The 25,335-nt window shown below is 65.6% G+C and carries 25 protein-coding genes and 3 tRNA genes; 12 read left to right on the top strand and 16 right to left on the bottom strand.

Features of this window, described 5'->3' with window-relative positions; all coding sequences use genetic code 11:
* Positions 1-286: 286 nt before the first annotated feature.
* The 3 genes from ACTJI1_RS01325 to ACTJI1_RS01315 all read left to right on the top strand — a co-directional run bounded on the left by ACTJI1_RS01325 (position 287) and on the right by ACTJI1_RS01315 (position 643).
* Positions 287-359 (top strand) — tRNA-Glu (locus ACTJI1_RS01325).
* 74 nt (positions 360-433) lie between these two features.
* Positions 434-510: transfer RNA gene (locus tag ACTJI1_RS01320), tRNA-Asp, on the top strand.
* 60 nt (positions 511-570) lie between these two features.
* Positions 571-643 (top strand) — tRNA-Phe (locus ACTJI1_RS01315).
* 77 nt (positions 644-720) lie between these two features.
* Here the strand turns inward: ACTJI1_RS01315 and ACTJI1_RS01310 are convergent.
* Both ACTJI1_RS01310 and ACTJI1_RS01305 read right to left on the bottom strand, forming a co-directional pair.
* Positions 721-1,821 carry a tyrosine-type recombinase/integrase gene (locus ACTJI1_RS01310; protein ID WP_440742161.1) on the bottom strand — a complete coding sequence of 367 codons (1,101 nt, stop codon included), beginning with the start codon at positions 1,819-1,821 and terminating at the stop codon, positions 721-723.
* Positions 1,808-2,128 carry a hypothetical protein gene (locus ACTJI1_RS01305; protein ID WP_440741256.1) on the bottom strand — a complete coding sequence of 107 codons (321 nt, stop codon included), beginning with the start codon at positions 2,126-2,128 and terminating at the stop codon, positions 1,808-1,810. The genes ACTJI1_RS01310 and ACTJI1_RS01305 overlap by 14 nt, the downstream gene beginning before the upstream one ends.
* A 511-nt stretch (positions 2,129-2,639) precedes the next feature.
* Here ACTJI1_RS01305 and ACTJI1_RS01300 point away from each other — a divergent pair.
* Positions 2,640-3,506, top strand: coding sequence for an ArdC family protein (locus ACTJI1_RS01300; RefSeq protein ID WP_440741255.1), 867 nt, complete (start codon positions 2,640-2,642; stop codon positions 3,504-3,506).
* A gap of 944 nt (positions 3,507-4,450) precedes the next feature.
* Here the strand turns inward: ACTJI1_RS01300 and ACTJI1_RS01295 are convergent.
* The 3 genes from ACTJI1_RS01295 to ACTJI1_RS01285 all read right to left on the bottom strand — a co-directional run bounded on the left by ACTJI1_RS01295 (position 4,451) and on the right by ACTJI1_RS01285 (position 7,296).
* Positions 4,451-5,062 carry a hypothetical protein gene (locus tag ACTJI1_RS01295; protein WP_440741254.1) on the bottom strand — a complete coding sequence of 204 codons (612 nt, stop codon included), beginning with the start codon at positions 5,060-5,062 and terminating at the stop codon, positions 4,451-4,453.
* Positions 5,063-5,649: 587 nt separating this feature from the next.
* Positions 5,650-6,306: a phosphatase PAP2 family protein gene (locus ACTJI1_RS01290; RefSeq protein ID WP_440741253.1), complete on the bottom strand. Its 657-nt coding sequence runs from the start codon at positions 6,304-6,306 to the stop codon at positions 5,650-5,652.
* Between the two features lie 159 nt (positions 6,307-6,465).
* Positions 6,466-7,296, bottom strand: coding sequence for a phosphatase PAP2 family protein (locus ACTJI1_RS01285; RefSeq protein ID WP_440741252.1), 831 nt, complete (start codon positions 7,294-7,296; stop codon positions 6,466-6,468).
* A 95-nt stretch (positions 7,297-7,391) separates the two neighbouring features.
* Between ACTJI1_RS01285 and ACTJI1_RS01280 the strand changes: the two genes are divergently transcribed.
* Together ACTJI1_RS01280 and ACTJI1_RS01275 are read left to right on the top strand one after the other, a co-directional pair.
* On the top strand, positions 7,392-8,057 hold the full coding sequence (locus ACTJI1_RS01280) for a response regulator transcription factor (protein ID WP_440741251.1): 666 nt from the start codon (positions 7,392-7,394) through the stop codon (positions 8,055-8,057).
* Positions 8,054-9,046, top strand: coding sequence for a sensor histidine kinase (locus tag ACTJI1_RS01275; protein ID WP_440741250.1), 993 nt, complete (start codon positions 8,054-8,056; stop codon positions 9,044-9,046). The genes ACTJI1_RS01280 and ACTJI1_RS01275 overlap by 4 nt, the downstream gene beginning before the upstream one ends.
* 27 nt (positions 9,047-9,073) lie before the next feature.
* On the opposite strand, the gene ACTJI1_RS01270 is transcribed toward ACTJI1_RS01275, so the two are convergent.
* The 5 genes from ACTJI1_RS01270 to ACTJI1_RS01250 all read right to left on the bottom strand — a co-directional run bounded on the left by ACTJI1_RS01270 (position 9,074) and on the right by ACTJI1_RS01250 (position 13,618).
* Positions 9,074-9,883: a COG4705 family protein gene (locus ACTJI1_RS01270; RefSeq protein WP_440741249.1), complete on the bottom strand. Its 810-nt coding sequence runs from the start codon at positions 9,881-9,883 to the stop codon at positions 9,074-9,076.
* Between the two features lie 64 nt (positions 9,884-9,947).
* On the bottom strand, positions 9,948-10,592 hold the full coding sequence (locus ACTJI1_RS01265; protein WP_440741248.1) for a DedA family protein: 645 nt from the start codon (positions 10,590-10,592) through the stop codon (positions 9,948-9,950).
* A gap of 133 nt (positions 10,593-10,725) precedes the next feature.
* Positions 10,726-11,829 carry an ABC transporter substrate-binding protein gene (locus ACTJI1_RS01260; RefSeq protein ID WP_440741247.1) on the bottom strand — a complete coding sequence of 368 codons (1,104 nt, stop codon included), beginning with the start codon at positions 11,827-11,829 and terminating at the stop codon, positions 10,726-10,728.
* A 53-nt stretch (positions 11,830-11,882) separates the two neighbouring features.
* Positions 11,883-12,758, bottom strand: a complete 876-nt coding sequence (locus tag ACTJI1_RS01255) for an ABC transporter permease (RefSeq protein WP_440742160.1) — start codon at positions 12,756-12,758, stop codon at positions 11,883-11,885.
* 5 nt (positions 12,759-12,763) lie between these two features.
* Positions 12,764-13,618, bottom strand: a complete 855-nt coding sequence (locus ACTJI1_RS01250) for an ABC transporter ATP-binding protein (RefSeq protein ID WP_440741246.1) — start codon at positions 13,616-13,618, stop codon at positions 12,764-12,766.
* A gap of 161 nt (positions 13,619-13,779) precedes the next feature.
* On the opposite strand from ACTJI1_RS01250, the gene ACTJI1_RS01245 reads away from it, so the two are divergent.
* Positions 13,780-15,396, top strand: a complete 1,617-nt coding sequence (locus ACTJI1_RS01245) for an ATP-binding protein (protein ID WP_440741245.1) — start codon at positions 13,780-13,782, stop codon at positions 15,394-15,396.
* Positions 15,397-15,419: 23 nt separating this feature from the next.
* The gene (locus ACTJI1_RS01240; RefSeq protein WP_440741244.1) at positions 15,420-16,085 is read left to right on the top strand and encodes a response regulator; all 666 of its coding nucleotides are present in this window, start codon (positions 15,420-15,422) and stop codon (positions 16,083-16,085) included.
* 4 nt (positions 16,086-16,089) lie between these two features.
* Here ACTJI1_RS01240 and ACTJI1_RS01235 read toward each other — a convergent pair whose 3' ends face one another.
* The 6 genes from ACTJI1_RS01235 to atpB all read right to left on the bottom strand — a co-directional run bounded on the left by ACTJI1_RS01235 (position 16,090) and on the right by atpB (position 20,842).
* Positions 16,090-16,431: a hypothetical protein gene (locus ACTJI1_RS01235; RefSeq protein WP_440741243.1), complete on the bottom strand. Its 342-nt coding sequence runs from the start codon at positions 16,429-16,431 to the stop codon at positions 16,090-16,092.
* A 19-nt stretch (positions 16,432-16,450) separates the two neighbouring features.
* Complete coding sequence (locus ACTJI1_RS01230) at positions 16,451-16,615, bottom strand: hypothetical protein (RefSeq protein ID WP_440741242.1); 165 nt, start codon at positions 16,613-16,615, stop codon at positions 16,451-16,453.
* 89 nt (positions 16,616-16,704) lie between these two features.
* Positions 16,705-17,535, bottom strand: coding sequence for a ZIP family metal transporter (locus ACTJI1_RS01225; protein ID WP_440741241.1), 831 nt, complete (start codon positions 17,533-17,535; stop codon positions 16,705-16,707).
* A 58-nt stretch (positions 17,536-17,593) separates the two neighbouring features.
* Positions 17,594-18,364, bottom strand: a complete 771-nt coding sequence (locus tag ACTJI1_RS01220; protein ID WP_440741240.1) for an alkaline phosphatase family protein — start codon at positions 18,362-18,364, stop codon at positions 17,594-17,596.
* Between the two features lie 527 nt (positions 18,365-18,891).
* Positions 18,892-19,959 (bottom strand): sodium:calcium antiporter, encoded by a 1,068-nt coding sequence (locus tag ACTJI1_RS01215; protein WP_440741239.1) that lies wholly within the window; start codon positions 19,957-19,959, stop codon positions 18,892-18,894.
* Positions 19,960-20,062: 103 nt separating this feature from the next.
* Positions 20,063-20,842 (bottom strand): F0F1 ATP synthase subunit A, encoded by a 780-nt coding sequence (gene atpB / locus ACTJI1_RS01210; RefSeq protein WP_440741238.1) that lies wholly within the window; start codon positions 20,840-20,842, stop codon positions 20,063-20,065.
* A gap of 238 nt (positions 20,843-21,080) precedes the next feature.
* Here atpB and ACTJI1_RS01205 point away from each other — a divergent pair, with 238 nt between their 5' ends.
* The 4 genes from ACTJI1_RS01205 (at position 21,081) to ACTJI1_RS01190 (ending at position 25,334) form a co-directional block, all read left to right on the top strand.
* Positions 21,081-21,848 carry an SDR family NAD(P)-dependent oxidoreductase gene (locus ACTJI1_RS01205; RefSeq protein ID WP_440741237.1) on the top strand — a complete coding sequence of 256 codons (768 nt, stop codon included), beginning with the start codon at positions 21,081-21,083 and terminating at the stop codon, positions 21,846-21,848.
* The gene (locus ACTJI1_RS01200; RefSeq protein WP_440741236.1) at positions 21,845-23,668 is read left to right on the top strand and encodes a glycoside hydrolase family 15 protein; all 1,824 of its coding nucleotides are present in this window, start codon (positions 21,845-21,847) and stop codon (positions 23,666-23,668) included. The genes ACTJI1_RS01205 and ACTJI1_RS01200 overlap by 4 nt, the downstream gene beginning before the upstream one ends.
* Before the next feature lie 233 nt (positions 23,669-23,901).
* Positions 23,902-24,990, top strand: a complete 1,089-nt coding sequence (locus ACTJI1_RS01195; protein WP_440741235.1) for an NAD(P)/FAD-dependent oxidoreductase — start codon at positions 23,902-23,904, stop codon at positions 24,988-24,990.
* 98 nt (positions 24,991-25,088) lie between these two features.
* Positions 25,089-25,334 carry a hypothetical protein gene (locus tag ACTJI1_RS01190; protein WP_440741234.1) on the top strand — a complete coding sequence of 82 codons (246 nt, stop codon included), beginning with the start codon at positions 25,089-25,091 and terminating at the stop codon, positions 25,332-25,334.
* The last annotated feature ends 1 nt before the right edge of the window (position 25,335 follow it).

Here is a 25,335-nt window from a genome sequence, read left to right as displayed (position 1 = left end):
CTTTAGCAACATGGTGTCCGTGAGCCCAGGTCGGTGGCCTCAATGCCGGTTCGGGGGGCGTGCGTTCGCACGGGCGGCCGAGGGACCGCCTGGCTCGCAGACTATGCGTCCGCATGGGCCGGATCGCGGATTTCCGTGGGGCGTTGCGCGAACCGGGCAGCGGCCGGAAACCGTCCGGAAAGCCCCGACCCGCCCGGGATCCGGAGGCGATTCGCATTCTCGGCGACGTTTCCGTATGCTTGTTCGTCGGTGGTCATCGGAGCGCGAAAGCGATTCGGGACGATCCGGCCCCATCGTTTAGCGGCCTAGGACGCCGCCCTTTCACGGCGGTAGCACGGGTTCGAATCCCGTTGGGGTCACGTCCAACGGCGTCCACTACAATCGATGAGCAGCACGATCGATGAACACCACAATTCAAAAAGCAACACAGTAAGGCCCTGTAGCGCAGTTGGTTAGCGTGCCGCCCTGTCACGGCGGAGGTCGCGGGTTCAAGTCCCGTCAGGGTCGCCACGGCGACAAGCCCTTCCTCTCGGAAGGGCTTCCGTCTAGGTGGATGCAGCAGCATCCTCTGGCTCTGTAGCTCAGTTGGTAGAGCGTTCGACTGAAAATCGAAAGGTCACCGGATCGATGCCGGTCGGAGCCACCTCAGAAAACCCCCGGTCCGAAGCGGAATCCGGGGGTTTTTCGTTTGCTGGTCGAGGCGGTCACATCGCCGTTTGACTACATTTTGACTACAACTGATTTCGCGGCCTGGGCATCAAGCGCGTTCGCGACCTCGTCAAGGTCGTCGTCGAAGAGGTCGGCGTAGACGTCCAGTGTCATCGCAGCCGACGCATGTCCGAGCATCCGCTGCACGGCTTTGACGTTGGCGCCAGCCGAGACGGCAAGCGATGCTGCCGTGTGCCTGAGGTCGTGGGGAGTCAGACGCGGGAAGGTGTCGTCCTTCTCCATGCACCGAGTGACCGCCGCGTTGAAGACACGGTTGCGGAAGTTGCCGGCCCGAAGCACACCACCGTCGGCGCCGACGAACACAGGCTCATCGGGGTCGCGACCGGAACACCGGGCCTCCAATAGGGCGATCAAAAGACCGGGGAAGGGGACAGAGCGCCGCTCATGATTCTTCGGCGTTCCCCACACGATCACTCCGCGCGGTTCCGAAACCGCCCGGGCTATGTCGAGCCGTCGGCGAATGAAGTCGACCCGATGTATTTGAAGGCCGGCCATCTCACCCCAGCGGAGACCCGTATACGCGAGAAAGAGAACGACATCACCCTGATCACCGCACTCGGCTGCTAGCGCCCGCACTTGCGCATGCGTCAGGTACCCATGCTCGCGCGATGACAGCCTCGGCAGTTGAATTCCGTCGGACGGGTTCAGTGTGATGCGCCCATCACGGATCGCATACTTCAGCACGCCCGCCAGGACCAGATGTACCTGCCGCACCATCGAGGGTCCGAGGGTGTTCGAGAGCTCACCGATCCACGCCTGGACGTCGCTATGCCGAACCTCCACTAGTCGGATGTCGCCCCAGCGAGGAAGCACGTACTTATCGAGATGGAATCGGTAGCCCGAGCGAGTCGTCGGCTTCACCTGGACCTGGGCACGAAACCACTCCTCGGCGACGTGTGAGACCGGCGTTCTCGCCTTCGTCGGGTCGACCCACTCCCCCTTGGCTTGCGAGACGTTGACCGATGACAGGAAGAGCTCCGCTGCGCGCTTCGTAGTGAAGCCGCGCTTCATCGTGTTGCGATGGTCAGGCGTCCGATACTGAACTCGATATCGCTTGCCCGCCGCCGTCTCGTAGGACTCAATCGATCCCATGTCCGACACCCCCTGAGTCGATGAGTGGATTGTCCGCCAGACCACTGACGAGAGAGGCCCGTCCGTCGCGCAGCTTGCGAAGGTCCACGAATGGCACGCACGCTGTTTCCGCGGTCACCGCGGCGAGCCGGCCGATCAGGGTGCGCGGGTCAGCTGCGATCGCCCACCCATCTCCCGCGTACCGGGCGACCGTTTCCACGCACTCCTTCTTCTCCTCCGCGGTCGGGAACGCCGACCCGACCACGCCGATCAGTCCGCCCTGCAGTTCCGGGGCCATGTTTCTGGTGTCGATGATGAATACCCGCATGATCATTCACTCCCCTGTCGATCGTTTTTGTTTGCCTTCCGGCGGAGAGATCGATTGCGAGTGGGAGGGGCGGGAGTGCCGGGACCGTGGAATACCGGAGCGAGCGCAGCGAGTGAGGATATGCCGCGAAAGCCTGGAACGGACGACCCGGGAACGAGCTACGATCGGCCGGCAGGAAGGCAAACAAAACGGCAAGGAGCGCGCCGCCGCAGGCGGCTCCACCGAACGGGCTGCGACGATCCCATCCCACGGCGCCATCGGAGCACGGGGGCTAAACCTGTCTGCGACGGATGGTCCTGCTGCGCGGGGCAGTGCTTTCTCACTGAGGTGCGGGCTGTCCGACCGTTCATCGTAGGTCGCTGACGCACCTTGCCGTTCCAACCGCGCTCCGACGCGCCCTCCGGGCTTATTTCGCCAGGGCGCGGTTGGCACTTTCGGTGCTCCCGCTCCCACCGACTCCCTCTATCGAACAGCCCACACCACTGAGGGTGACCACGAGGGAGCACAGACCATGAAGCAAACGACAAGCCGGCGGACTGCCGAACAGCGGAAAGCGCAAGCCGAGGCGTTACACGCTTCGATCGTTGAACAGGTTCAGCAGCTTGCGGACACCGGACGGTGGCGTCGGTTCCTTGACTTCGCCCGTTCCTTTCACACGTATAGCCTGAACAACCTCCTGCTCATCCTCGCTCAAAACCCGGACGCCACGATCGTCGCCGGATTCCGGCAATGGCAGGCCAAAGGGCGCCAGGTACGCAAAGGCGAGCACTCGATCAAGATCTTCGGATACAGCACAAAGAAACCCATCAGCACGGAGGCCGAGACCGACGCCGATCCGGAGGAGCGCACGGTGCACTACTTCCCCATGCTGTCCGTGTTCGACATCTCCCAAACCGACCCGATCGATGGCGCGACGGTGCCAGAAGACCCGATCCAACAGCTCACCGGTAACCAGGATCATGGCGTCATCAGCAGGCTTACCGCCCAGCTCGAGGGCACCGGGTGGGCGGTAGCGCGCGAGACGCTCACCTATGCGAACGGCTACACCGACCCCGGAAAGCGTACCGTTGCCTTACGCGTTGCCCTACGCGTTGGCCTCGCACCCGAGCAGGCCGCGAAAACTCTCATCCACGAGACAGCGCACGTCGAGCTCGGCCACGTCGACGACCTCGACGAGTACCGTCACCACCGAGGAAGGATGGAAGTGGAAGCTGAATCCGTCGCCTACATCGTTGCCGGCCTCGTCGGATTCGACACTAGCGCCTACAGCATCGGCTACATCACCGGATGGTCCAACCAAGACATTGAACTCATCCGGGACACCGCCGCTCACGTGCTCAAAGCAGCAGACACGCTCGCAAACTACATCAGCGTCTAGGCGCCTTCTCGCCGGTGGGATTTGAACCCTAGTTCGACCCCTTAAGCCCCTTGGTATCAGCGGCAACTTCCGCGGAATGTCAACGAACTGAAGCTGTTGTGATCTCACGAGATCTCGTTGGAACTCATACGGTTGTAGTCAAAATGTAGTCAAAAGGCCGCGTCATTAGGGTGAGGCAAACCCGTCAGAGGCGAACGAGTAGAAGCGTTGCCCCGTTTCTAGTCGTGGGAGCAGCGGCGGGGGAGGCGGGAGCAGCGCTTTCCGCGAGAGTGCCCCCGTCGCTTCCCGGCAGTCCACACCACGATGAAGCACATGCACAAGGCTGTCGGGAGAACAGTGTTGATCCATGCGATGCGCGGGTAAGTCATGCCAGCCACCACGGCCGCTTCCGATCAGCCATCGTCACGGTCACCTGCCCGCGGCGGTGCGGACACTCTATTGGCCCGGTACCGGAGCGCCCACACGAGCGACACCCAGAAAACCTGCCGTCATCACAAAGAACACGCCGATTAGCAACCACCACCAGTCCCCGCGGCCCAACGCAAGGAGCGGTTCAATGCCGGCGAGGGCCGTGTAGAAAATCGCCATCCACCACGAGCCGGCGCGGGATGAGGTGTATCCACCACGGCTTCTTCGACGGCGCACCGGTCACGGGTCGGACTCTACTCGCCGCCTGTCCTGGGTGGCCGTGACCGCCTTGCACGGCGAGGTGCAACGACGGTGCCGCCAACACCGGCGACGGCGATGATGACGGCGGTAATCCAGAGCGCCGGAAGGCGAACGGTCACCGCGAGAACCCCAACCACGACCGCGAAGGCGAAACACGACAGGCTAATGAACGATGAGTGTTGCGCTGTGCCGTCATTCCTGTCGCCGCTCCTCGCGCTCAGCCTTCGCCTTCCAATACTGACGGAGCTGACTGCACTCCCCGGGCGTGCCATGCTTCACCCGAAAAGCGTCTCCAGCAGCCTTGGCGTGTAGGTTTCCGGGCCGGCGTTGTTCCAGTCGGAGGCGATCCAGTCACCGTGGCCGAAGTACTGCGATTCGCCGATCGACCGGCCGGTGTGGGAGTCGTTGGTCAGGCACCACATGCCGTCGTAAACCGGGCTGCATCCCCAGTTGAGCTGTTCCAGGTGGGCGATCGCCGTCTGCGCCGTCGCGTCGTCGACGTGGCGGAACTGCGTGGTGAGGAACGTGTCGCTCGGCCCGGCCGCTGGCGCCCAGTCACAGATGAGACCCGGATTCTGCGACAGCATGGGAGCGAGCGTCGGGTCGTAGCTGCCGTATCCATTCGCTTCCGATCGGGCAACACCTGCTCCGGACTTCCATGCCGGGTTGAGGACCAGGGAACCGTCCGGGGAGACGAACGTCTTCAAGGAGGAGAAGAATGCGTCGCAGCTGGACGGCAGCCCGTCCACGACGGCGGGAGTCGTCGAAGCAGCCGGAGCACTCGAATTGTGAGCATTCGCCGTTCGGGACGGCGCGTCCGCCGTCGCGGTGCAGCCTGCGAGGGACAGCGCGATGAGACCGATGACCGCTGGCTTTGCGAGCTTCACGCCGCAACACTAGCGGACAACGCTGTCTACCTCGGCGAAACGTGCGAGCGCACGGTCGTCGCCGCCTTCGCGGGCCGACGGATGGCGGTCGCGAAGGCGAAGGGTCGTCTTCGCGGGAAGAAGCCCAAACTCTCCCCCGCGCAAAAAAGACACCTGGTGAACCTGCATCGTCAAGGCGCGCACACCACGGCCGAAATAGCCGAGCTGTTCGGTGTCGCACGCCCACCGTGTACCGCGCCATTCAAAGAACAGAGGGAGTCACCGCGACGCGGCCTGCTGCCTCGAGGCGTATGGCCGGAGCTGCGGAGCCGTCGTCAGGTTCAGGAATAATTCCATCCGCAGTGGCACCTGCCCCTGCCAGTCAATTCCCTCGGTGCCGAGATGGGTGAAGTAGGCCTTTATCACTCCGCGCTGCGTCGCGTTCTCTTCAACGAGGTCAACGGAGGGCTGGGTTGGACCGACCCTCGGACATCGTCGTCGTGGTGCAGCCGGGTGCAGCTCAGGACACCAGGATGATGCCGACTATTGTGATGACTCCTCAGCGACAAACACGAAGCCGGTCCGTAGGGGCGTGAGCGCGCGGAGGCTCACGCGCTCTGCGCCTGCGTCAGAGCTCCGGACTCCCGTCGGCGCCGCACCGTGAGGTAGAGCCGGTGGGCGGTGATGATCAGCGCCAGCCAGGCGGCGCCCAGCGCCCACGCCGCGAGCACGTCGGTGAACCAGTGGTGGCCCAGGTATATCCGGCTTAGGCCCACCGTGAAGGCGTACACGGCTGCCGCGCAGATGAGCAGCACGCGTGCATGGGCAGTGTGGCGTCGCAGGACGAGCAGGTAAGCGATGATGCCGATCACGACGACCGCATTCAGGGTGTGGCCGCTCGGGAAGGAGGGAGAATACTCGTACGGAGGAACAGCGTCGGCCAGGGGTGGCCGATGCCGTCCGACGAGATCCTTTCCGGCGATGGTGATGAGCAGCGAGCCGATGCCGGCAGCGCCGATGAGGAGCACCGGCGTCCACGAGCGGCGACGGAGCGCAAGGATGAGGATGGCCGTCACAGCGATGACGGGCATCCCGATCTCGCCTGCGATATCGGTATAGCCGATGGTGAACGCGTTCAATACCGGTGAGCGCAGGTGCATCGCCGCGTTCAGGATGGGCAGGTCGAGTCCCGCGACGCCGTCCTTATCGGTCACAGCGTCGTACACCTGCGCCGCGAGCAGGGTGAGGATGACGACCAGCGCCATCCCGATCACAAGCGTGACGATCAGTGCGGCGTTCGGCCCGAGCCGGGCTCCGATCCAGTGCGCGAACCGGGCCAGCTGCCGGCCGAGTGGCGTGTACCAGTGAGTGAGGTCACGGTCACCGACGAATCGGTCATCGTCGACTTCACCGCGAACGCCGGTTCATCGGGATCGGGAGTCATTGCGGAGCCAGCCATTCCTTGCATTGTGCCCGCGCTTTCTGGTGGGGGGCAGTTGCGCTACGGTCGGCGGCGGCACGGACCCGATTCGCCGCAGGAACGGCAACCGGTCAAGCGCGATCAGACCGAACCGCGACCACAGTCCACACGCGAACGAGATCGCTACAGCGGCCACGAGCACCGATCCGATCACGTCGGTGAGGTAGTGGGCGCCGACGTACATCCGGGACACCGCGACGACTACGACGAGCAACGTGCCGAGCAGCGCGATTGGGGTGGACCAGCGTGTGCGGTGGGCGAGCAGCACAGCCGCGGCGGCGTATGACACGGCAAAGGTGGTGTGGCCGCTCGGGAAGCTGTCCTGCCCGGTTTCCGCTAACAATGGATGCAACATGAGGTGACCATCCGGGCGGGGCATCGAAACGACAGTCTTGAACACTTCGCACGCGAGATAACCGAACCCGGCGACCCAGGTGAAGGCGACAGCGTTGACCGGCGAGCGGCGCACCAGGAGCAGGAAGAGGAACGAGACCGCGAGGATCACCACACTGCCGGCCGGAGAAAAGAGCGCCTCGATCGTCAACGCAATCGCGGTGGAGAGTCCGTTCTGGTGGCGGGTCAGCCAAACATCGAGTTGAACCTCAGCCGCAGTAATCGCGGGGACGAAACGGATCAGCAGCCCGAACGCCACAACGATCGCCGCCCCGAAAGCCGGCCAGAGGATCCAGTGCCGGGGATGAGGGAGCACCGCCATCCGCGCGCGCGGGTCGAGCGGCACTGCGACGGACAAAGTGGTGGGCGTGGTGGAACTCACCCTCCGAAACTACGAAGCAGGCCCCAATGAATCACTAAGAATCTGCCGCTCGGGCCTCTTGGAAGCTTCCGAAACCAGCCGGGTAGTTTGAGGTCATGGTTGCGCAACGGCTCAGAGTGCTCCTGGTCGAGGACGACGTCCGCCTCGGTCCCCTCATCGAGAACGTACTTTCCGAACGCTACGACGTAATGCGCGTAGCGGATGGTGAGGCCGGCCTCGCGGCGGGACTCGCGAGGGACTATGACGCCATGGTCGTGGACCGACGCCTCCCCGGGATCAGCGGCGGCGAACTCGTGAAGACGTTGCGGGAGCGCGGGGTCGTCGCGCCGATCCTGATGCTGACCGCCCTCGGCACTCTGCGCGACAAGGTCGAGGGCCTGGACGCGGGCGCGAACGACTATCTGGTGAAGCCGTTCGAGTTCGACGAGCTTCTGGCGCGGCTGCGCGCACTGACCCGCACGTTCACCGGCGAGGGCAGAGAGCTGCCGATCGGCGAGTGGCGGTTCCACCCCGAGAGCCGCGCCGTGTATTCGCCCTACGAGGGACGCATCCTCCTCACGGACCGCGAGAACGCGCTGCTCCGGTTGCTCGCCGAGAACCCGTTGCGCACGTTCTCGCGGCGCCAGATCCTGGAGGCGGTGTTCGAGTCGGACGAACAGCCGGGAACCGTCGACACCTACGTGCACTATCTGCGCCGAAAAACCGACCCACACATCGTGTCCACCGTGCGCGGCGCCGGCTACCGATTGGGGCAGCCATGAAGCGCGGAAGCGATGCCACGAACTCCCTGGAGGTGCGCCGCGCCTCCCGCACGGTGGCCCTGCAGATCACAATCGCGTCCGGAGCCCTCGTCGTCGCGGCAATCGGTGTCGCATTCTTCTTCGTGCTCGACCAGTTGCGTCCCGCCGAGTTGAAGGAGCCCCCAGCGCCAGGCGAGCACAAGATCTACATCGACACGACCGCCGCACTGACCGCATTCGTGATCGTCGGGGTGCTGGCCATCGTGATCGCCGGGGTGCTGAGCATCATCGTCACGCGCCGTGCCGTCCGTCCGCTCGGGGAAGCACTGGAAGTGCAACGCAATTTCGTCGCGGATGCGAGCCACGAATTGCGCACGCCGCTCGCTGTGCTCGACGCCCGACTCCAGGTCCTGCTGCGCAGTCTCGCGCCGGATGATCCCTCCGCTCCGGCTATCGCAGAACTCCGAAGCGACACTCGGACGCTGATCGACGTCGTTAACGACCTATTGCTCGCCGCCGGACCGGAGCGCGAGACCCGCGCCGGGCCATCCCCGTTTTCCGAGCCGGTCGAAAGAGCGGTGGAATCGCTCCAGGTTCTGGCCCGAGAGAATGCGGTCGAGTTGCACTTCGAGAAACAGGAGGACGTCTGGACGAGCGTCCCGCCGGCCAGCATTCAGCGGTGCGCGATCGCACTCCTCGACAACGCCCTCACCCACTCGCCGATGGGGTCGACCATCACCGTCGATATTCGGCTCGCCGGGCAAGACGCTGTGCTGTCTGTCACCGACCAGGGTGCGGGAATCACGGGAATCGACCCGGCCCGGATCTTCGACCGGTTCGCGCGAACCGAATCCACGGCAACCGGTCGCACCCGCGCGGGCTTCGGGATCGGCCTCGCGCTCGTCCGTGAGATCGCTGTGCGGTACGGCGGCACGGTCGCTGTCGTGTCAACCGGCGCCGCCGGCACGAGCATCGAGATGCGGGTCCCGTCCGCCGCCCGGCGACCGTGACCCGCGTCCCGCATGCCCTGCCGTCGGTCAGAGGTCGAGGCTGGGCTCCCGTGATGCGGTCGACGACTCGCGAGCGTCCGTGCGGTCTCGTCGCGACACCGTGAGGAACACGACGAGCGCCAGGATCGCGACGAGGAACAGAACGCTCGTCAGGATGGTCCCGAGTCCCAGGCCCCCGTCGCCCGTGGGCTGGGCCAGGAAATCTCCGAGCGATGCCCCCAGCGGCCGGGTGAGCACGTACGCGATCCAGAAGGAGACGATGGCTCCGAGTCGGAAGACGAAGTGGGCGACCGCAACGACCGCGATGGCACCCGCGAAGACCGCCACAGAGGCCAGGTAGCCCAGGTTCAGCTGCTCGGCTAGGAAGTCCCCGGCAGCGGTTCCGAGCGCGAACGTGAAGAGGATCGCCAGCCAGTAGAAAGTCTCGCGCCGCCGGGTGACGATCTCGTGGATCGACAGCGTCCGCTCGACGCGGTACCAGATGGCGAACGTGGCGATCAGAGCGATGGCGAAGACGGCGGTCGACACACCCAGGGGGACGCCGAGCCCGTCTGTCAGGTTGTCGGTGATTAAGGTGCCGACGACGCTGATGAGGACGACGGTCAGCCAGTAGATCGCGGGGACGTACCGAGTGGTACGGAACTGCGCCACCAACACCACGAGGAAGAGCACCGCCATGACGATCGACGTCAACTGGGTGCCGAGATGCAGGTTGGTCGCCAGCAGATCGGCGGCGGTCTCGCCCACGGTGGTGGCCAGGACCTTGATGATCCAGAATGTCGCGGTGGGCTCCGGGACCTTGTTCTCTGTGAGCGTGAGACGGTTCGGCTCGGTCATGAGTTCTCCTTCGTGCGATCGGGTCGGACGCATCGAAGGCTAGGGTCCTCGCGCTCAGGCGCCGCTAAGAATCCGTTCGGGCCCGGCGACGCAGCGCAAGCACTCGGACCAGGACAGGGACGACGGAGATCACGACGATGCCGATGAGGATCAGATCCAGATACGAGGAGACGAAGTCGGCCACTCCGGGGATATGTCCCAGCCCGTAACCGATCATGATCACTGCGGTCGCCCAGGCGGCGGCGCCGACCACGTTGAAGACCGTGAACAAGGACCAGCGCATCTTCCCGACTCCCGCCGCCACCGGGGCGAAGGTCCGCACCACCGGGACGAAACGCGCCACCATCACGGCCGCGCCGCCGAAGCGGTCGAAGAAGTGCTGAGTGCGATCCACGCTCGCCCGGCCGAAGAATCCGGATTCCTTGCGCTCGAACACGCGCGGACCCGTGCGGCGGCCGATGGCATAGCCGACCTGGTCGCCGAGCGCCGCCGCGACGATGACCGCGAGGATGATCACCCACAACGGCTCGGAGAACTGACCGGTCAGCGCAAGCACGCCGGTGAAGAACAGCAAGGTGTCCCCGGGAAGGAAGAATCCGACCAGCAACCCCGTCTCGACGAAGGCGATCAGGCATATACCCAGAAGCGCCCAGGGGCCGGCCGCTTGGATGATCCCCTGGGGATCCAGCAATCCGAGATGTGCGGTCAATGGTGTCCTTTCGTGGCCTGCCCAGTCAAACCGATCCCTCCTAAGAAACCTCCAAGTCGAAAGACCCGCCGGGTAGCACCCGACGGGTCTTTCGGTTCGGACGGTGGCGGACCGGCCGCCTATCGCTTCGCGGTCAGCCGTTCGCGCCGGCTGGCTTGGTCGTGGGGGTGAACCCTTCGAGCTTGTTGGCGGCCTCCGCGTACTTATTGGTGAACGTGCTGGCGTACGTCACCTTGGACGTGTCCAGGCCGAGCGTCTTCTCCATGTTGAAGATCACCTTCGGACCACCGGCGGGCATGATCCCGTCTGGCAGGAACTGCCCTTTGTCGGAGGTGAGCCCGTCGATGTACTGCTGCTTGCTGATCGTGCTGTTCTGCACGAAGTCCTGCGGCAGCTTGTCAGCGATGTCCTTCGCGCTGTGGGTGGCGATCCAGTGCATGGTCGCTACGAGGGCGTCCACCGTCTTCTGCGCGGCATCCTCGTGCGACTTCACCCAGCTGGCGTTGGCGAGCAGCCCGGCTGCGGGCCACGCCCCACCGAGGGCCTTGGTGGCACCGGACGTGGTCGCCAAGTCGACGGCGGTCGTCGCGAGCTTCTGTGACGTGAGGGCGCCGACCGTCGGCTGCGTGGTCATCACACAGTCGGCGCTGTTGCGCTGGATGGCGGCGATGGCGGTCGAGCCGGCGTGCACGGCGATGGTGTTGTACTGCTTCTTGTCGATTCCGTTCTTGGCGGCGAGAAACTGCGTCAGCTCGTCCGTCCCGGACCCGAGGTCGGTGACGCCCATGTTCTTGCCCTTGAAATCGGCGGCCGACTTCACCCCGCTCTTGGGACTGCACATCTCACGCTCACCAGGAGCACCGGAAAGCTGTACGAGGTTGATGACATCCTTGCCCTTGGCCTGGAAGTCCACCGCGTGGATGTACCAGGCTCCGGCCATGTCCACCTGGCCGGAGGCCATCGCCTCCTCTGCGCCGACGCCGCCGTTCTGCTCGGTCGAGAGCTCCATGTTGACGCCGTACTTCTTGTAGTAGCCGAGACTCTGAGCGAGCTGGTACGGGAGGTAGATCTGCTTGTCGATCCCTCCGACCATCATCTTCACGGTCGGCATCGACGCGGCGGACGAACCGCCGCCCGATCCGGTGCCGCCCGATCCGCTACCGCCGGAACTGCAGGCGGCGAGTCCGAGGGCGACGATACCGGCGGCTGCGATGACACCGATGGTGCGCTTGTTCATTGGGGTTCCTTTCGTGGTGCCGGCGTACCGGCGTTCTGCGTCGTTGCAGGTCTTCAGATGGCTTGGGCTTCGGAGCGGCTCGGCGGCCGCCACTTCAGCAGCGCCTTCTCGAGAAGGGTGATGAGGTACTCCGCCACTAGGGTGACGACGGCGACGATCACCATGCAGGCGAACACCGTGTTCGGATCGAAGTTGCCCTGGGATTGGCTGATGATCAGTCCGATGCCGTGCTGGGCTCCCAGCACCTCGGCCACCAGCGCGCCGATGATCGCGAACCCGAAGGCGGTGTGCAGGCTGGCGATGATCCAGGTCATGGCGGACGGGATGGTCACATGCCGCGCCACCTGGGCGGGAGAGGCACCGAGGACGCGCACATTGGCGACGAGGTTGGGATCGACTTCGCGGACGCCCTGGAAGGCGTTGAAGAACACGACGAAGAACACCAGCACGGCGGCCAGCAGCACCTTCGGCACCACCCCCAGCCCGAAGGCGACGATGAAGATGGAGCCGAGCACGATGCGCGGGATCGAGTTGACGATCTTGATGTACGGCCCGAAGACCGACGCGAGGTAGCGGTTGGAGCCCAACAGGATTCCGAACACCACTCCGGTGACGGTGCCGAGGAGGAACCCGAGGAACGCCTCCTGAACCGTGATCCACAGGTTCTCCCAGATGGTGCCGAACGCGGTTCCCTGGGTGAACAGCCGCACCAGGCTGTCCCAGATGCCCGAGGGCTGGCCGTAGAAGAACTTGTCCACCCAGCCCGCTGAGGTGAACCACTGCCAGCCACCGATCACGAAGACGGCGACCGCGACGCGGCCGATCCAGACGGTTGTGGTGCGGCGTTTGAGGGCGCGCCGGCCGGCGAGCTGCAGGTCGGTCTCCCGCGTTTCACGGACGGAGGGGTGTGGTGTGCTGGTGGTCGTCATGGTGGTCACGCTGCCGCTCCTGATGTCTGCTGGTAGGCGCGGGTGACTTCGTCACGCAGCGACTCCCAGATCCGGCCCTGGATATCGAGGAAACGCTGCTCGTGGCGGATCTCCTGCACATCGCCGCGGGGGCGAGGGAGGTCGACCGGGAAGACGTCCTTGACCGTCCCCGGGCCGCTGGTCATGATGACGACCTGGTCGGCGAGCGCCACTGCTTCGTCGAGGTCGTGCGTGATGAAGAGCACGGTGGGGCGCAGCTGTTCCCAGAGCTGCAGCAGCTCGGTCTGCATGATCGCCTTGGTCTGCACGTCCAGCGCACCAAACGGCTCGTCCATGAGCAGGATGCGCGGGTTGTTGATCAGGGCCGCAGCCATGGCCACGCGCTTCCGCATGCCACCCGACAGTTGGTGGGGGTAGCGATCCTCGAAGCCGGACAGTCCCACGCGTCGAAGCCAGTCCAGGGCCAGCGCGGTCGCCTCTTTCTTCGGAGTGCCGAGCAGGATGGGGCCGATCATCACGTTGTTGAGCACTGTCTTCCAGGGGAAGAGCGAATCGGCCTGGAACATGTAGCTGACTCCGGAGGTGATGCCGTCGACGATCGTGCCGCCGACGCTTACGGAGCCGGCGCTCGGTCGCTCCAGCCCGGAGACCTGGGCGAGTGTCGTCGACTTGCCGCATCCGGTCGGGCCGACGATCGCGGAGAAGCTGCCCGGCTCGACCGAGAACGTGACGTCCCGGATGGCCGTGAACGTCTCGCCCTTCGGTGTGAGGAACCGTTTGGTGAGTCCGACGATGTCGATGCGTGCCGACTCGTCGGTCAGTGGTGCCGTGACGCTGTCACGGGGTCGTTGTCCAACCATCTCGAAGACCTCTCTGTCTTTCGGTGTGTGTGGACGATGCTGCGCCAGCGCCCTATCCGCTGTCGCGCTTGTGCCTGATTCGCCGGGATCTGAGCGTTGCGGAAGGTTTTGCGCGTTGTGCGCGCGTGCAATGGCACGGTTCGGATGAAAGACTTTCGGGGATGCGACGACGGATCAGGCGACTGTCGAGCCAGATCCTGCTGGCTCAGGTGGCGATCCTCACCGCCTCGATGCTGATCGGCTTTCTCCTGTTCGCGCAGACCGCGCGCAGCAATCTGGACGCCGACTACCAGGCGAGGGCGGCGGGGATCGCCCAGACCTTCGCGGGCATCCCCGAGATCCGTGCCTGCATGACCTCAGGCGGACCGGACTGCGCGACGACCGTGCAGACCCTCGCTTCGCAGACCGCGCACCGCACAGGCGCCGCCTACGTCGTCGTCATCGATCGCGACCGGGTGCGGCACTCCCATCCGGATCCGTCGCTGATCGGGCAGAAGGTGTCCGAGCCGCTCGTCGCCCGCGACGGTCGGGTGCACCTCCGGGTGGACTCGGGCGCGACCGGTGTGAACGCGAATGCCCGCGTACCCCTGTTCGGCAACGGCACGGGGGCCGACGCCGGCGTCGTCGGCGAGGTGTCGGTCGGCATCCGCGAGAGCAGCGTCAGCAGCGAGCTGCTGGCAGAGCTTCCGACCTACGCGGCCTGGTTCGTGGTCGTGCTGGCGCTCGGCGCCCTCGTCTCGTTCGCTCTGGCGAGCCTCCTGAAGCGCCGCACGTTCGGTCTCGAGTTGGACGAGATCGCCCGTCTCCTCCAGGAGCGTGAGGCGACGCTGCACGGGATCCGGGAGGGTGTCATCGGCATCGATCCCGCGGGCCGGATCACCGTTGTCAACGACGAGGCCCGTCGCCTGCTCCACCTTCCGGACGGCGCCGGCGGACGCCACCTCGACGAGGTCCTCGCGGCCAGCCCGATCCGGGACACCCTCACAGGGACGACCGCGATCACGGACGCCATCGCTATCACCGACGACTACGTCCTGGTCGTGAATCGCATGCCGGTGACCATCGGCGGGCGGGCGCACGGTGCGGTCGTCACCCTGCAGGACCGCACCGAACTGAGAGCGCTGACGCATCAGCTGGACGGTGAACGCAGCTTCGCCGAATCCATCCGGGCCCAGCAGCACGAATTCTCCAACCGGATGCACGCTCTGTCCGGTCTGCTGGAACTCGGGCGGCCCGAGGAGGCGCTGCAGTACCTGAACGAGATCCGCGGCACGACGGCCGATCTGGACAACACCCTGCGGACCCACATCGGCGCTCCGATGATCATCGGGCTCCTCCTCGGGAAGGCCGCCGAGGCCAACGAGCGCGGCATCGAGTTGGTGATCGCTCCCGACACCGACCTCGGCGAGGCGCCCGACCGCGTCCAGGCGCTCACGACCATCCTTGGTAACCTGATCGATAATGCCTTCGACGCCTTGGCAGGCGCACCGGCCCCCAGACGGACCGTCGTGAGCGTCGTCGAGTCGCCCCAGTCGATCACCGTGCGCGTCTCCGACAACGGGCCGGGCGTCCAGGGCACCGAGCTCCCGCGGATCTTCACCAGCGGTTACACGACCAAGCAGGGCTCCGCGGTGCGCCACAGCGGGCTCGGCCTGTCGCTCGTCCACTCGACGGTGTCGAAGCTCGGGGGAACGGTCACGGTGTCGGAGGGCCCCGGCGCGGCCTTCACCGTGGTCCTCCCCCGCACTCGCACGCATTCGGGCGAGGGGATGCGGTGAGCGACCATCAGATCAGCGTCCTCGTGGTCGACGACGACTTCCGGGTCGCCGGGGTGCATGTCGGCTTCGTCGAGGCCGTGCCCGGTTTCCGCGTTGTCGGCACCGCGCACACGGGGGCGGATGCCCGAACCTTGACGGCATCCCTCCGCCCAGAGTTGGTGCTGATGGATGTGTATCTGCCGGACGAGGACGGGCTCGAGGTCGTGCGCACGCTCCTGGCCGACCCCGATCCCCCTGCCGTGCTGGTGATCTCGGCTGCCAACGACCTCGGCACGGTGCGTCGCGCAGTCCAGCTGGGCGCCCTCCACTACCTCGTGAAACCGTTCGGCTTCGCGGAACTGGCCGAGCGGCTTGCCGCGTTCCGACGGGCACAGGATGACCTGGCGCGGTTTCCAGCGGTCGCCACCCAGCAGGACATCGACCGGATCTTCGATCTGCTGCGTCCCGCTACTCCCGCACAGGCGGAAGCGATCCGCCGCCTCGCCCCGACCCTGCAAGCCGTTTTCGACGCCGTCTCGGGAAGCGTCTCGAGCCTCTCCGCCACCGATGTCGCCGCCGCCGTCGGCATCAGCCGGACGACGGCGCAGCGGGCGCTGACGCAACTGGAACAAAGCGGCGTGCTCCGTCTCGAGCTCCGCTACGGCACTACCGGCCGGCCGGAGCACCGCTACGCGGTCAAGCGGGGCTAATGCGCTATCGGTCGGCGGAGCTCCGGCCGAGAGCCGCACTCACCAGCACCCCGGCCACCGTGACGACTGCGCCCGCGATGAGTACCGACAGCGCGATAATCAACGACTGGCTTGCGCGCTCCTCCGTCCGGGTGAGCGACTGCCCGGCCATCAGCACCTGGCCGTCGGGCTCCCTCTGCGCGACGATCGCGAACCGGAGCCCGCCCGAGGGCTGCCAGGTGACGGTGTCGCTGCCGCGTTCGCGGGCGGTGTCGATCACGCCCGACGGCGGGTCAGCCAGCTGCCCATCCAGATAGCCGTTCCCCGCGATGGGTCGGTCGGCGCGGTCGTAGCGTGCCCAGAACACGCCCGGAGAGCGAGCGAGGTCAACCCGGCCGGGTTGGCCTGAGTTCTCCACCGGCGAGGAGCGCCCGCGGTGCGTCTTCGACAGCGCTCCGGCCGTCGTGCTGCACGATGACGTAGGTCGATCCCACCGCGAGCGCGAAGAGGCAGTAGACGACGACGGCGAACACCACGCGATGTACCCACATGCGGCCATGGTGATCCTCTTGCCTCGCGGGCGACATCCACCGCAAGAGGTATCTCTGCGGTCGCGCTCAGGCGAAGGCAGGCGGGCGGGTCAGACGCCGGCGGCAGTCACCACGAAGTCGGTCGCCAACCCGGCGAACAGCCCGATCACGATTCCGACGTACAGGGCGAGGCCCCGGTCCAGCTTGAGGGCTACTCCGATCAGTTGCACCAGCACGTAGATGATCGAGCCGGCCGCCAGCGCCAGGAAGACCAGAGCGAGCGCATCGTTGACGACCACGCTCCCGAGCAGGGTGCCCACGAGGGTCGGGCCGCCGCCGATCACTCCCAGCAACGCGAGCTGAGCCCACGGCGCCGGACGCGACGAACCGGCCAGCGGAGCGGTGATCCCGAAGCCCTCGGTCGCGTTGTGCAGCGCGAACCCGACGACCAGCACGACAGCCAACTGCAGTTCACCGCCCGCGGCCGACTGCCCGACCGCCAGCCCCTCCGCGAAATTGTGCAGACCGATGCCAACGGCGATGAGGAAGGCCAACCGGCTGGCGGGCTCGTGCAGACGCAGCACTCCGCCTCCCGTCGCCTCGGAGCCCGCGGAGCTCCGGCCGTGCCGGCTGATCCAGCGGTCGTACGCCACCAACCCCAAGAGACCGACCGAGACACCCACGAAAAGCAGCGCAGCCAAGCCGACGAACGGCCACCAGGAGGCAGTGTGACCGACCGACGCGGCAGTGAGTGCGCCCTCCACCGGTTCGACGGCATGCCCCAGCACGTCCCACAGCAGAAACAGCAGAACGCCGATCGTGATCGCGTTCAGCATCGCGCGCATCCCGCTCGCCCGGGCCCCGAGACGGCCGACCGGAAGCCCGATGAAGATCGTCCCTCCCGCGATGATTCCCATCACGATGACGGTCCCCGTGTTCACGCACTCTCACTTCCTGACGGCGATTAGGCTCACCTAACCTACAGCAGGCGGCGAGTGCTCAATCGCCGAGTAGATCGCTCATCGGCGTCGCTGCTGCGCTCTCGCCCAGCGGCGGCAGGCCCAGCCCATCCTCGATCGTCCGCAACAGCGAGTAGTGCGTATAGCCGACGCTCGAGACGGCCCCCCGCCGCGCGCCCGGCCCGGCGAAGACGCACGCGACCACGTTGTTCCCGCTGTCGCCCTCGTCGAACGTCACGACGAGCAGCGACCGCTGGGATGTGAACGCCGGCGACGCCAGGATCTGCGAGACGACCCGGGAGAGCCAGACGTCACCGGTTGAGATCGGACAGCTGTGCATGTCGTTGCACAGGTCCGGACTCACAAACGAGAACGCGGGAAGCGACGACGTGGAGGCGAGGTCCGCTGCGAACCCGCTGAAGGGCACATCATGCTGACGGCAGTACGCCTCGGAGGCCGTCACGCTCGGGTAGTAGAGGAAGGGATTGTGCTTCACCGCATACCGACCGGCGTTCGGTGCCGAGCACGGTGACGGCATCCCCTCCGCATACATCTTCCACGTCCGTCCCGCCGCGCGGAGGGAGTCGGCGAGGTTCGGCGAGGTGACCAGGCAGGAGCCGCCGGGCGGATTGCAGTCGGAGCTGATGCCTCCCGTCGTGCCGCTCGTGAGCGCCAGGTAGTTCGGCAGGCTCGGGTGTGTGATCGCGCTGTACTGCGTCGCGTGCGCGTACCGGGTCAGCAGCTGGTTGAAATACGGTGCATCGGCGTTCCCCACGATCCGCGATGCGGGCTTGTTCTCCTCCAAGATCAAGACGACGTGCTGCAAGCTCTCGTGGGTCGGCGTTGCCTGCGTCGGTGTGGCCGGACCCGGTCTGTTGCCTGTTCGTGGAGCGCTGGGCAGGGGCACCCCTGAGGGCTCGCTCGCTGCTCCTACGCAACCGCTGAGCGCCAGTCCGGCCGCCACTAACACGACGAGCGCCCCGAGCGGAATCCTGAACCGGCGAAGTCTCATCGCCCCGTTATCGGCACGCGTCCGCCGGTCACCGTGCATGTTCGGGAAGCCCAGAGCGCCCACGTCCGCGACGATGAGAGGTTGTCGAGGAACGAGAGCAAGGGGCAGAACGGAGTCAAAATGCACCTCCACGGAACGAGCGGGCTGTCATGCCGCCGGACACCGGTGAAAGACCTATCTCAGGACTTCGGAAACCGTTGTTCCGTCTCACAAAATCACGCGCGCGCCAACAAAGGTAGGCGAACTACACAAAAACGCTCGGCATCATTGCGGCGTCGCCCAGTTGGATACCGCCGACCCACGCAGACCAGCCGCCACCGCTCCCCTCAGCTGACGGTGATCGCCACAAGTCCACCGACCCCGATCAGGTAGAGCACCACCACAGCAAGCGAGTCCGGGCCCATGCCGGCGACGTGCCTCCGTGGCCGGAATATGAGGCCGACGGCGTACACCACGGTCAGCAGAGCTGCGAGCGCTGTCAGGTAGATGTCACTTGCGTTCGCCTGCGGGAGAACGGCTTTGCCGCTGATCAGTGTGGCGACGAGGAACAGAACCGGCAGGAATGCGTTACCGCCGAAAATGTCGCTGATGGCCAAGTTGTCGTCGCCTTGCTTCACCGCCTGCAGGCCGGTGGAGATTTCCGGGAGGCTGGTGGCCAGTGCCAGCACCGTCGCACCGAAAAGCACACCGGAAACCCCGACCTGCTTGGCCGCCGCATCTCCGGCGAGCTCCAAAGCGACGCCGGACGCCAGGGTGAGCAGCGCGGCCACAGTGAAGACGACCACCGCCTTCGCGGTGCTCATCTGCTCGGGACTCGCGGGCTTCCGAGTGCGGTGCCCGCTGGGGTGGGGCGTCGTCGTGTCCGGGGCTGCGCCGTCCTCATGCCAGGGGAGACCTTTGCCTGCACGTCGCACTAAGAAGAGGCCAACCAGCCAGATCGCCGCGATCAGGACAACGTCCGGCGTGAGGCGGGCGAACAGCAGGCCTGAAGGGAGCTGGCTGCCAGCGATGACCACTGAGAGGACGGCGACCACCACCACTGCTTCCAGGACGAGACCAAGGGACGCCGCCCGGTAAGTGATGGGCTTCACGCCTGTGCCACGCTTGCCGAACGCGTCCAGTACGGCGATGACGACGGTCTGAAGAGCGATACCACCCAGGATGTTTCCGACGGCGACGCCGATTGAACCGGAAACCGCGGCACTGACGGTGATCGCGATCTCCGGCAGGTTCGTAGCCACGGCGAGTACGATCAGGCCACCGAGCGCGCTTCCGAGATGCAACCGGCTGTCCAGAACGTCAGTCGTTTTCGACAGCTGAATACCGGAGAACCAGATGACCGCCGCACCTGCCACGAAGATGAGCACCAGCAGCCAGATCGGCAAAGAGTCCATGGACGTCATCAAACCCCGGCATGTGCGTCTCCACAACTATTGCGACCTGGCAATCACAACGCGCGGATGGTCTCGCTCGTGCCCGTGGTCCGAATAGAGAGGGTCAATGCTCGTCGGCGACCGCCAACTGGATGTAGACCCCCGTGAGCAAAGCGAAGATGTAGGCCTGAAGCACCCCGACGAGGATCTCCATGAGAGTGAATGCGAAGCCGAAGACCATCGTCCCCAGGCCCAGCAGTTTGAAGGCGGCCGGCGCTTGGAAGAGAAACCAGGCGGTCCCCGAGAAGAAAAGCACGAGCAGCAGGTGCCCGACCACCATGTTCATCATCAGCCGAAGCACAAGGGTCACCGGGCGCACGATGAAGGTAGAGATCAGTTCGATGGGGGTCACGATGATGTACAGCGGCCACGGCACGCCGGGCGGGAACAGCGAACCGCGGAAGAACCCACTCGGGCTGCGCCGCACCCCTGCGTAGATAAAGGCGCCGTACGCCACCATCGCCAACACCAGCGGCACCCCGATCACCGCAGAACCCGCCATGTTCAAGCCAGGGACGATGCTGGCGAGGTTGAAGAACAACACCATAAAAAAGATGGTTGTGATCAGAGGCAGGAAGCGTGCGCCGGCCTTCTTCCCTAACAGGTCCTCCGCGATGTTGACGCGAACGAAGTCAAGTCCCATCTCGACGATGCTCTGAAACCGTCCCGGCACGACACGCATACGCCGGGTGCCAAGGCCGAAAATCAGCAGGATTGCAAGCGTAGCGATGAACCGGATGACAGTGACCCGGTTGATCTCGAACGGGGTGCCCGCAAACAGGATTGGCGGCGGGAAAAAGTCGTTGATGGACGGGCCGGAGAACCCTGAGTCAGCGAGGTGCACGAAGAATCTGCTTTCCGTGATGCCCGGGGAGCAGCGAGGCAAATTAGCGGGCAGGAATCGTCCAATGGCGGGACGGCGGCCCGGGACCGCCAACCAATCGGAACCCTAACAGTCATCATTGCGCTATTGCAACCGTTGCGGCTAAGCATGTGCGCACCGGTTTCTAGCTGTCGGAAACAGTTGCGTTCGCGCAAGTAAAGGGTTAAATGGGCCTCGACTCTGACAGAAGGCGGTGCGCATGGACTTGGCAGGCAAGGTCGCGGTGGTGACCGGCGGCAACAGCGGGATCGGTGAGGCGATCGTCCAGGGGCTCGCTGCGGCGGGCGCTTCCGTGGTGATCGACTATGTGGCGCGGCCTGAGGACACCGCAGACCTCGTGAAGGAGATCAGCGCGGCAGGAGGCAAAGCCCTCGGCGCCGGAGCGGATGTCAGCACAATCGCGGGCATCGATAAGCTGATCAGCGCAGCTAAGAAGGAGTTCGGTCAGCTCGACATCTTCGTCAACAACGCTGGCATCGAGACGCGTCAAGGGCTGCTTGACCTCGACGAGGACAGTTTCGACAAGGTAATCTCCGTGAACCTGAAGAGCGCCGTCTTCGGTACCCAGCGTGCGGCCCAAACCTTCATCGACCAGGGGTCGGGTGGCGTTGTTATCAACGTCTCGTCCGTGCATGAGGACTGGCCGATGCCCGGCAACCTTGCCTACTGCGTCTCGAAGGGTGGGATGCGCATGCTGACGCGGACCGCCGGCGTAGAGCTCGGCCCGCACGGGGTGCGCGTCGTCAACGTCGCTCCAGGAGCCGTGGCGACCCCGATCAACGCGAAGACGATGCAGGACGACTCGCTCCGCGAGAAGCTTCAGGATTCCATCCCGCTCCGGAAGGTGGCCGACCCGGCCGAGATCGCACGGGTGGTAGCGTTCGTGGCCTCCGGCGACGCCGACTACATGACGGCCACGACGGTCTTCGTCGACGGCGGGATCATGCAGGGCGGCCCGGGGCTGTGAGCGCCTCCCGCATCGAGGAGTACGCGCTGATTGGGGACCTCCACACGGCGGCGATGGTCTCCGCTAACGGGTCCATCGACTGGCTGTGCCTGCCACGGTTCGACTCGCCGGCTTGCTTCGCCGCAATGCTGGACGAGAATTCCGCCGGTCGGTGGCTCCTCGCTCCGGCCGGCGCAGGTCGATGCACCCGCCGCAGGTACCGCGACGGCACGCTGATCCTCGAGACCGAGTGGGAGACGAGTACCGGGCATGTCCGAGTGACGGACTTCATGCCTGTGCGGGATCACGCGGCCGATCTCGTGCGCGTCGTCGAAGGACTGGAGGGGTCGGTGGAGATGGTGACCCATCTCCTCCTCCGCTTCGACTATGGGCACGTCGTCCCGTGGGTGACCCGGACGGAGCGAGGGATTCTGGCGGTCGCTGGGCCCGAGGCCGTGCAGGTGACGGCCGACGTGCCCCTGAGTGGTCGTGACCTGAGCACGGTGGCGCAGTTCACGGTCGAGGCCGGTGACCGGGTGCGGTTCGTGCTCACATGGTGCGCGAGCCATGAGCCTCAGCCGACACCGGCCGACCCCGATACCGCGCTGGTGGTGACCGAGCAATTCTGGACCGAGTGGAGCAGCCGGAGCACCGCGTACGGCCCCAATATGGACGCCATCCAGCGGTCCTTGATCACACTGAAGGCACTCACCTACCAACCGACCGGAGGCATCGTGGCGGCACCCACGACATCTCTCCCCGAGCAGCTTGGCGGGCCGAGGAATTGGGACTACCGGTACTGCTGGCTGCGTGACGCCACGCTGGCGCTTCAGTCGCTCCTCACCGCCGGCTATACCGACGAGGCCCGGTCTTGGCGCGACTGGCTGCTCCGCGCCGTCGCGGGCGACCCCGCAGACCTGCGGATCATGTACGGCATCGACGGGCGGCGCCGCCTGCCGGAGGAGCAGCTGGACTGGCTCGACGGCTACGCCGGCTCGTCGCCGGTACGCGTAGGCAACGCCGCTGCGGGCCAACTGCAGCTGGATGTCTGGGGTGAGGTGCTGGACGGGTTGGCCCTGACCCGGTCGACCATCGGGTCCGGCGAGGAGGACGCGTGGGACCTACAGCTCGCCCTGATCGAGCATCTGGAGACGGTATGGCAGGAGCCTGACAACGGGCTCTGGGAGATCCGCGGCCCCAAGCAACACTTCACCCACTCGAAACTCATGGCCTGGGTTGCGGCGGACCGCATGGTCCAGGGCGCGCGTCGCTTCGACTTGCCCGGGCCCGTCCGACGCTGGGAGCGTCTACGCGCAGCGATCCGGCGCGACATCCTGGAGAACGGCTATGACGCCTCCCGCAACACCTTCGTGCAGGCGTACGGATCCCACGAGCTGGATGCGGCGCTGCTGCTCATCCCCCGGGTCGGCTTCCTGCCCGGGAACGACCCCCGGGTCGTCGGCACGATCAACGCCATCCAGCAGCACCTGACCGAGGACGGACTCGTGCTCCGCTACCGACCCGAACTCAGCGACGATGGCCTGCCCGGCAAGGAAGGCGTGTTCATCGCCTGCTCCTTCTGGCTGGTCGATGCGCTGATCGGCGCGGGGCGAACGGCGGAGGCCGAGAACCTCTTCGAGCGGCTGCTGGAGCTTCGCAATGACGTCGGGCTCCTGAGCGAGGAGTGGGATCCGCGCGAGCACCGACAGCTGGGCAACATGCCGCAGGCGTACAGCCACTTCGCGCTCGTCCGCAGCGCCTTCCATCTCCTGGCCGGAGGCGCCGGCACCACAGAGGACCGCATTCACATTGAAAGTACTAAGGAGTCCAGCCATGCCTGAACCGCACGTTCTCATCCTGGGTAGCGGCTTCGCTGGGTTCACTCTTGCCCGTAAGCTGCGAAGCGATGCGACAGCCCAACGCCTCCGGGTCACCGTGGTCGAGCCCGAACAATACCTGACATACAAACCGCTGCTGCCCGAGGTGGCAGGCGGGGAGACGGCGCCCCGCGACACGCTAATGCCGCTCGCAGGCCGCTTCCCTCACGCCCAGCTCATGGCAGGAGCTGGATACTGTGGATACATCGGCCAAGGTCGCAGTGATCCGCTCGATCGATGGCACGGTACGCGGTGTCGCTTTCGACCATGTCGTGTTCGCCCTTGGAGCAGTCAGCAAGACCCTGCCCATCCCCGGACTTTCCCAGCACGCGATCGGGTTCTCGAGCGTGGAAGAAGCGGTGTATCTGCGCAACCATGTCGTGGACAGGGTGCGCTTCGCGGCGGCGACGCAGGATCCGTCAGAGCGGCAGCGAGCACTGACCTTCGTCTTCGTGGGTGGCGGTTACACGGGGGTTGAGGCGATCGCCGAGCTGCATCGACGGGCAAAGACTGAACTCGGCCGCTACCCGCAGCTGGAGCGCGAGAGGATGTCGTGGCTCCTGGTCGAGGAAGCTGGCCGTATCGCGGCCGAATTGCCGCCGAAGCTGTCGCAGTGGACTCTCCAGCTGCTTCGACGCCGGGGCATCACCGTACTCCTGCACACGAAGCTCTCCTCGTGCGAGGACGGAATCGCGCACCTCGACAACGGCGACGCGCACCCCTTCGACACCCTCGTCTGGGCCGCCGGCGTCACCCCGAATCCAGTACTTGACCGGGCCGACGTTCGCCGCGGCGCGAAGGGCCACGTACAGTGCAACGCCCGGCTACAAGCGGTACGCAACGATGGCTCCCCCATCGAGGGAGTATGGGCACTCGGTGACAACGCCCAGATACCGGACCTGACCGCCGACAAGCAACCAGCGTTCTGCCCGCCTAACGCGCAGAACGCGATCCGCCAGGCCAAAGTCCTGGCCTCGAACATCCGCGCGACGATCCAGGGCGCCGAAGCGATCGAGTACCGGCACCGCAGCCTCGGCACGCTTGCCAGCTACAGCGGCCACCAGGGCGCTGCGGTCGTGCGGACACTGTCCTTGCGCGGCGTGGCCGCGTGGGCGGTCGATATGGCGTACCACGCGGTAGCGCTGCCAAGCACCGGCCGGCGACTGCGTCTCATCCTGGGGTGGATCGCGAACGCATTGGCGCCTCACGACACCGCATCAACGAGTGCCGTGCAGGACGCTCGCGCGCGGTTCGTTCGTACGGCCGCTCAACACAACCACAACTGAGCGATCCCTAGCAACCGCCTGGGTTCCCAGGTCACACCCTTCACTAGTAGGCGCGTCAGTGCAATGATTGCGTAAAGGCAACTAATGGAGGTGGCACGATGGGCGAACACGACGACACGGACCGGACCGGTTCCAGCGCCGACCGGGACGCACTCGAAGGCCAGTACACGCAGCGGGGCGAAACAGGCCCCCGAACCGTCCACGGCCAATACACCGAGACGGGCACGGACGCACCCGACCCACTCGCCGAAGGCGAGTACACGGGCGCATCGCACCACGGCGAGCCGCCAGAGGTCGCGAGCACGCATGAGAGGCACGGGAACTACCCCAAGGCCGAGCACTGAC

This window comes from Leifsonia sp. 22587, assembly GCF_052044215.1.
GTDB lineage: Bacteria > Actinomycetota > Actinomycetes > Actinomycetales > Microbacteriaceae > Leifsonia > Leifsonia shinshuensis_C.
This window is presented reverse-complemented; position numbering and strand designations above follow the sequence as displayed.